This window comes from Vibrio sp. 1557 (assembly GCF_033340175.1).
Lineage (GTDB): Bacteria > Pseudomonadota > Gammaproteobacteria > Enterobacterales > Vibrionaceae > Vibrio > Vibrio alginolyticus.
Window position 1 is genome coordinate 1 of record NZ_JAWOVZ010000092.1, and the last position, 1587, is coordinate 1587.

The window sequence follows — 1587 nt, forward strand, 5'->3', positions numbered from 1 at the left end:
CGTTTTCAGGGTAAGTAAAAATCAGGTCGATATCGGAAGAGAAATTCAGTTCGCCGCCACCTAGCTTGCCCATCCCAATGATCAACATCGGTTGAGCTTCCCCCTCTGCATTTGTTGGCGTTCCCCATTCTGCGCAGCAAATTTTGTATTGCCATTGGTATGTCTCAAAGATCATCGCCTCTGCCACTTGGGACAAATGACGTAATGACTCTTCAAGTGTCCAAGCATGTAAGAAGTCTTTCCACGCGATGTAGACCATTTCTCGATTTCGGAACTGACGCAGAACGCGATGACCAGACATTTCATCTGGGCATTCTGCCAATAAAGCGGCCAGACGGGTGCGATAAGCTTGGTGTCGGCTAGGCTCACTTAACATCGTTGGTAACTGCTGCGCGAGAGCCTCGTCACGGTGAATGGTTTCCGTAATAAATTGGCTCAACGCCGAGACGTAATGAAACTGCTCTACGACCTCATTTGGCCATGATTGAAGGTAACCCGCTTCTTGGGCATTTTGAACGGCAGATTCGGCGACAGAGACCAGTGACGAAGGCAGCTGCATGTTTCTTCCTTGTGTGAAAAGCACGGTGATTCATTCTTTATACCAGACTTAAAGCAAATAAAAACGCCCACAAAAGGTTTGTGGGCGTTTTATCAAATCCAATTCGCTTTATACGCTAAATGACTTAATCTTCTTATCTAGCTCTTCGGCGTTACTTTGCATCATTTCAGAGGTTTCCAGTAACTCTGTGACCACCACGACCGATGCTTCAACCAGCTCACGAACGTTCGTCAAGTTCTGGCTCATTTCTTCCGCTACACTGCTTTGTTGTCCTGAAGCGGTGGCTATTTGGAAGTTCATGTCGTTGATTTGTGTTACTTGAGCAACGATGCCATCAAGCTCACTACCCGCGTTAGAAACCAGTTCCACGCCTTCAGCCGCTTCGACAACACTTTTCTCCATCAAATCAACCGCAGAAGTCGCGCTGGCCTGTAGCTGAGTGATCATTTCTTGAATTTCCACCGTCGCTTGTTGCGTGCGCTGCGCAAGGTTACGAACTTCGTCCGCCACCACAGCAAAACCACGCCCTGCTTCACCAGCACGCGCCGCTTCAATCGCCGCATTCAAAGCAAGCAAGTTGGTTTGCTCAGAGATGCCTTGAATCGTACCCACTACGCTACCAATCGACTCAACACGCTCTTCGACTTGGTTTACGGCTTGCGCAGAAGAAGCAATATCTGAAGATAGCTCGCTCATTTTCGCCACTGTGCTTTGCAAGAACTGTTGACCCGTTACGGCTTGCGTGGACGCCTGTTCCGTCAAAGAAGAAGCTGTTTGAGCATGATCAGCCACCGTTTGTACGGTCGATGACATCTCGCTCATGGCCGTCGCCAGTTGGTCAATCTCGTTGAACTCTTCCTGCGCCGACTCTTTAGTTTCTGACATGCTCAGCGTCATCACTTCCGTCAGTGTCGCTAGCTCGTCTGAGGCGTTGATTTGCATTTGAATCACGTCATGCAGTTGGCGACGCGTTTTCTCTAGCTCTCGTGCCACATCTCCGTATTCATCTTTACAGTCCATACCAAACG

Annotated in this window: 1 protein-coding gene and 1 pseudogene; both read right to left on the reverse strand. The window is 49.0% G+C overall.

Annotated elements, in window-relative coordinates; translation table 11 throughout:
• Positions 1-559: pseudogene (locus tag R7070_RS24855) on the reverse strand (bifunctional glutamine synthetase adenylyltransferase/deadenyltransferase); the annotation flags it as partial.
• Positions 560-667: 108 nt separating this feature from the next.
• Positions 668-1587 (reverse strand): methyl-accepting chemotaxis protein (locus R7070_RS24860; RefSeq protein WP_318141356.1); only part of this gene is annotated, 920 nt, incomplete at its 5' end.